The 4,739-nt window shown below is 68.0% G+C and carries 3 protein-coding genes and 1 pseudogene; 2 read left to right on the top strand and 2 right to left on the bottom strand.

Going from position 1 to position 4,739, the window contains the following annotated elements; genetic code table 11:
* The first annotated feature begins 379 nt into the window (after window positions 1-379).
* Together ACWC09_RS52210 and ACWC09_RS52205 are read left to right on the top strand one after the other, a co-directional pair.
* On the top strand, window positions 380-1,630 hold the full coding sequence (locus tag ACWC09_RS52210) for an IS256 family transposase (protein WP_450859325.1): 1,251 nt from the start codon (window positions 380-382) through the stop codon (window positions 1,628-1,630).
* The gene (locus ACWC09_RS52205; protein WP_450859323.1) at window positions 1,627-2,232 is read left to right on the top strand and encodes a histidine phosphatase family protein; all 606 of its coding nucleotides are present in this window, start codon (window positions 1,627-1,629) and stop codon (window positions 2,230-2,232) included. Before ACWC09_RS52210 ends, ACWC09_RS52205 begins: the two co-directional genes overlap by 4 nt.
* On the opposite strand, the gene ACWC09_RS52200 is transcribed toward ACWC09_RS52205, so the two are convergent.
* The gene (locus ACWC09_RS52200; protein ID WP_450859321.1) at window positions 2,177-3,697 is read right to left on the bottom strand and encodes an IS1380 family transposase; all 1,521 of its coding nucleotides are present in this window, start codon (window positions 3,695-3,697) and stop codon (window positions 2,177-2,179) included. The genes ACWC09_RS52205 and ACWC09_RS52200 overlap by 56 nt on opposite strands.
* Before the next feature lie 118 nt (window positions 3,698-3,815).
* Window positions 3,816-4,412: pseudogene (locus tag ACWC09_RS52195) on the bottom strand (IS630 family transposase); the annotation flags it as partial.
* Window positions 4,413-4,739: the final 327 nt, after the last annotated feature.

Here is a 4,739-nt window from a genome sequence, read left to right as displayed (position 1 = left end):
AGACCACCCGCGCAATCCGCGATCAGCCCGAACGAACCCTCCCGCTCCTGGGCATCACCAACCCGGACGCTCAGGGAACTTGATCAAGCCCTGTTGACCTCCTCGGCAGTTCGCCCGTAATGTCCTCTGGCCGTTCGAGGTGGGCCGTCGCATGACGCCGCGGGTGCGCCGGGCTCCACGGGCCCGGAGTGCTGCCGGACTTCTCCTTCCTGGTCCTTGTCGGGGCAGGGCCCTACCGTCAGGTGACGGCCGCGAAGGAGCAATGCTCGGGACTTGTGGATCAGCCCCGGGAGGGACGCGGAAGGCGTACCTTCCCGATGATCCCTTGAAGGTCTCCGAGTAGGCCCGCGTTCGCAGCGCGGGTCGGGAAAGCACGCCCGTGCTGAGCGTAGTGAACGCCGATGGCGGTATCGAGTCCGGCTCCCTGATCGACGAGATCGTCCGCGAGGGCGCCCGCCGGATGTTGGCCGCTGCTTTGGAGGCGGAAGTCAACCAGTACATAGCCGAGTTGGCTGCCGAGACCGACGAGCACGGGAGGCGCCTGGTCGTCCGCAACGGACACCACCGGCCCCGGACCGTCGTCACCGCGGCCGGGCCGGTCGAGGTCACAGCGCCGCGCGTCAACGACCGGCGTGTGGACGAGGCCACCGGCGAGCGCAAGCGGTTCTCCTCCAAGATCCTGGCTCCGTGGTGCCGCAAGTCACCGAAGATCTCCGAGGTCTTGCCGCTGCTCTACCTGCACGGACTGTCGTCCGGAGACTTCGTGCCCGCGCTGGAGCAGTTCCTCGGCGGCACCGCCGGCCTGTCGCCGGCGACGGTGACCCGGCTGACGAAGCAGTGGAGCGACGACCACGCCGCCTTCCAGGACCGGGATCTGTCCGACCGCGACTTCGTCTACGTGTGGGCCGACGGGGTCCACCCGAAGGTGCGGCTCGGGCAGGCCCATTCGTGCGTCCTGGTTCTGCTCGGGGTCCGCCTTGACGGCACTAAGGAGCTGATCGCGCTGGCCGATGGGCTGCGGGAGTCCACCGAGTCGTGGGCGGACCTGCTGCGCGACTGCCGTCGCCGGGGCATGCGCGACCCGGAGCTGGTCGTCGGCGACGGCGCGATGGGCCTGTGGCGAGCGTTGACCGAGGTGTTCCCCGCCGCTCGGCCGCAGAGGTGCTGGGTTCATAAGTCTCGTAATGTCATCAACTGCCTGCCGAAGTCGGCCCAGCCCGGCGCGACGAAGGCAATGCAGGAGATCTACAACGCCGAGGACAGGGCCCATGCAGAGCGGGCGATCGAGGCGTTCGCCCGCACCTACGGGACCAAGTGGCCGAAGGCGGTCACGAAGATCTCCGAGGACCGGGACGAGTTGCTGGCGTTCTACGACTTCCCGGCCGAGCACTGGGTCCATCTGCGGACGACGAACCCGATCGAGTCAACGTTCTCCACGGTGAAGCTGCGGACGAAGGTCACCCGCGGTGCAGGCAGCCCTGCGGCGGCCCTGGCGATGGTGTTCAAGCTGGTCGAGTCCGCCCAAGCGCGTTGGCGCGCGATCACCGGGGCCCACCTGGTTCCCCTGGTCCGGGCCGGCGCGAAGTTCGAGAACGGCGTCCTGGTCGAGCGAGAGGAACTGGTGGCATGAGCGAGCGGGTTCGGGTGTGGTGCCTGCGGCACGGTGAATCGCAGAACGTCACGGACAACATCGCCGGGGCCGTGCCGAGCGCTCCGCTGACCGAGCGAGGCAACGAGCAGGCCACCCGCGCGGCCCGGGCCCTGGTCGGCGAGCGGATCGGCGCGGTCTACTCCAGCACGGCCTTGCGCGCACGTCAGACAGCCGAGCCGCTGGCCACCGCCGCTGGCGTTGAAGTCCAGGCTCTACCCGACCTCGTGGAGGTCGGCATCGGCAGGCACGAGGGAAGCAGCGATCCGGACGTTCGACGGCAGACCGCCGACGTGCTCCGCTCCTGGGTGGTCGACAATGACCTGACACAGCAGGTCGCGGACGGTGAAACCGGCTTCGCGGTCACGGCCCGCATGGGCAAGGTGTTCCAGGTCATCGCTGAGCAGCACCGGGGCGAGACCGTCGCCGTCGTCGGCCACGTCGCCAGCCTCACGGTCGCACTCGGCCAGCTCTGCACCCTCGGAGCCGCTGTCTGGGGCACACCCCTGCCCCACGCGCAGCCCTTCCTCATCGAATGGGACGGCTCCACCTGGCGCTGCCCCTCATGGCCCGAAGCGAACTGACGCACCGCAACCCAGACGACCCAATCCACAAGTCTTGACGATTGCTCGCCGCGAAGGCGGTGAGTCGCTGCCAGCAGGTGGTGAACGCTTCTGCCCAGGGCCAGGTCGCGTCGATCCGCAGCCAGCGGCGGCGGGCGTGGTCCGCCAGACGGGCCGGCAGGTGGTAGAGGCGGAAGCGCATGGTGTCCGGCTCGGCGTCGGCCAGGCCCTCGATGTCGTGCAGGGCCAGCAGCCTGACCCAGGCGTCGAGATCGGCGGCGATGTTCGCGGCGAGCATCCAGCCGCGGTTGATCTCCCACGAGGCGGACGGCAGATTGTCCAGCCCCATGGCCTTGTTGGTGCGCACCCGGTCTTCCACCCCGGCGTGCGAGCGGTGCAGTACGTCCAGGAACTGGCTGTGGCCCGAGCCGGCTATGCCCCACATGTGGCGGATGTTGGTGGCGGTTATCGCGTAGCGCCAGCCGGTCCTGGTCTCGAACGCGGTCAGCTTCTTCAGGTGCCGCCGGGACGGGCGGACGCGGCGGACGATCAGCCGCATGCCCTGCGGCCAGTTCTCACGGGTGTTCAGTCCGGTCAGCTCGGCGACGAAGTAGCCGTCCTGGAGGCTGCCGTCCTGGGTCAGGGAGGTCTCCCATGCGTCCTCGGGCAGTCGGGCGATGGTCTGCTCGTCGGCGTCGGTGATCTTCCAGCCGACGGTGTAACGGACGGTGCGTCGCGTGGTGTTCAACGCTTCGAGGTGTTCCAGCAGTCCGTGGGTGGCTCCGGCCCCGTCCACCCGGATGAGGATCTTCGCGGCCGAGGAGCCCGGGATCTGCGCGAGGGCATCGGTGAGCACCGTGATGTGATCGGCCACCGTGTTCGCCCCGGCGTTGCCCGGCCGTAGCAGCATGGCCAGCGACTCGGTGGTGTTCGCGCACCACGCGGCCAGCGGATGAAACCCGAACGTCTTCTTGAAAGTGACCGCTGCGCCGGCCTTCTTCGACGCCGAGGTGATGACCGTGGCGTCCAGGTCGATGACGACCCAGCCGGTCAACCGCTTGCCCGCCACCGTCAGCCACGGGAAGCCGCCAGGCCGCAGACACAGCAGACTCCACACCCGCCGACGCACCCGCGCCCGTACCTTTGCGATCTCCGCCAGGGCTGCTTCGTCGAGGGCGACCAGCGTGCGGCGGGCGGTGGAGTCCGAGGCCGCAGGGCCGAACAGCGGCCCGTGATGAAGCTGGAGCTGCTCCGCCTCCGATAAGTTCGCCGCCCCGAGCACGATCGCAACCGCCAACTGGACCAGCACCGCTGTCCGGTCCCGCCAGCCGGCCGCCGTGCTGGACGGCAGCACCGCCGCCAGCGCCTCCGTCAGCCCTGTGCGGTCCGCACATCGACGCAGCAGCACCGCACCGGCATGCCCGATCAGCCTCTTCCCGTCAGCCACCACCGACAGCCGACGATCCCACCCTGTACGCTCAACCACCAGAAAGGTGCCTTGCTCTCTGCAGCGGATATGACTTCGACACTCACATCCTTGCAGGTCAACGGCACCTTTCTGCTATCGGGGCGTCAGATCATCCAATTCCGCTGAATACCCAGGGATAGTCGTGGGTGCGCTTCTCGGTGGCCGCGAACGCCACCGGCAGCACTGGCTGGGTCCGGTCCAGGGCCTGCACCTGCGTCTTCTCGTCAACCGACAGCACCACGGCGCCCCCGGGCGGGGCCAGGTACAAACCGACGACGTCGGCGACCTTCTCCGCGAACGCCGGGTCTTTCGAGATCTTGAAGGTGCCCGAGCGGTGCGGCTTCAGATTCTCCTCACGCCAGATGCGGGCGACGTAATGCCACGACACCGAGATCCCCTCCCGCCGCTTCAGGTGGCCGGCCAGCGTCCGCGTCGACCAGTGCGACAGACCGGATTCCGCCGGCGGGGACATCCTCGTCAAAGCGATCACCCGAGCCCGCACCCGGGGCGGCACCTGGGTACGCGGGCCACCGCGGCGCTTCTCCTCCAAACCGGCAAGGCCCCCCTCGGCATAACGGGCCTTGCAGCGGTCCACCGTCAGCGGCGCCACACCGGCGAGCTCGGCAATGTCCTTGCGCCGGCGTCCTTCACCGGACCACAGCACGATCCGTGCGCGAAGCGCCACATCGGCCGGAACATCCCGCGACACGGCCAACTCCCGCAGTTCTGCCATCTGTTCAGAGGTGAGATCCATACCAGACTCAACGATCACAGAAGCCTCAGGTTCCATGAACAGAATCACAAGACACTAGGCGTTACGGACATTGGGGGCGTGGTTCGCTACGCTGCGCTGTCGACGACCGCGCCGTTTGATAGTAGAACTCGGCCAGGTGATGGCAGGGGGATGCCCGTGCACGATGTGGCTTTGTATTACCCGTACGCGACTATTCAGGATGATGCCTGGCTCAGTGGACGTTAAGTCCGTTTCTGGTAGCGACCTCGTCCGGGTTGGGTGAGGAAGCCTTGGCGGACGAGTCGTCCGAGACGAGCACGGGTGACG

The sequence above is a fragment of the Streptomyces sp. NPDC001617 genome, assembly GCF_053596855.1.
The sequence above is the reverse complement of the archived record's forward strand: the minus strand, read 5'-3'. Positions and strand labels throughout refer to the sequence as shown.

Excerpts from the sequence above, each read along its gene's own strand:
- ACWC09_RS52205 (WP_450859323.1), top strand. The coding sequence starts at position 1,627 with ATGAGCGAGCGGGTTCGGGTGTGGTGCCTGCGGCACGGTGAATCGCAG.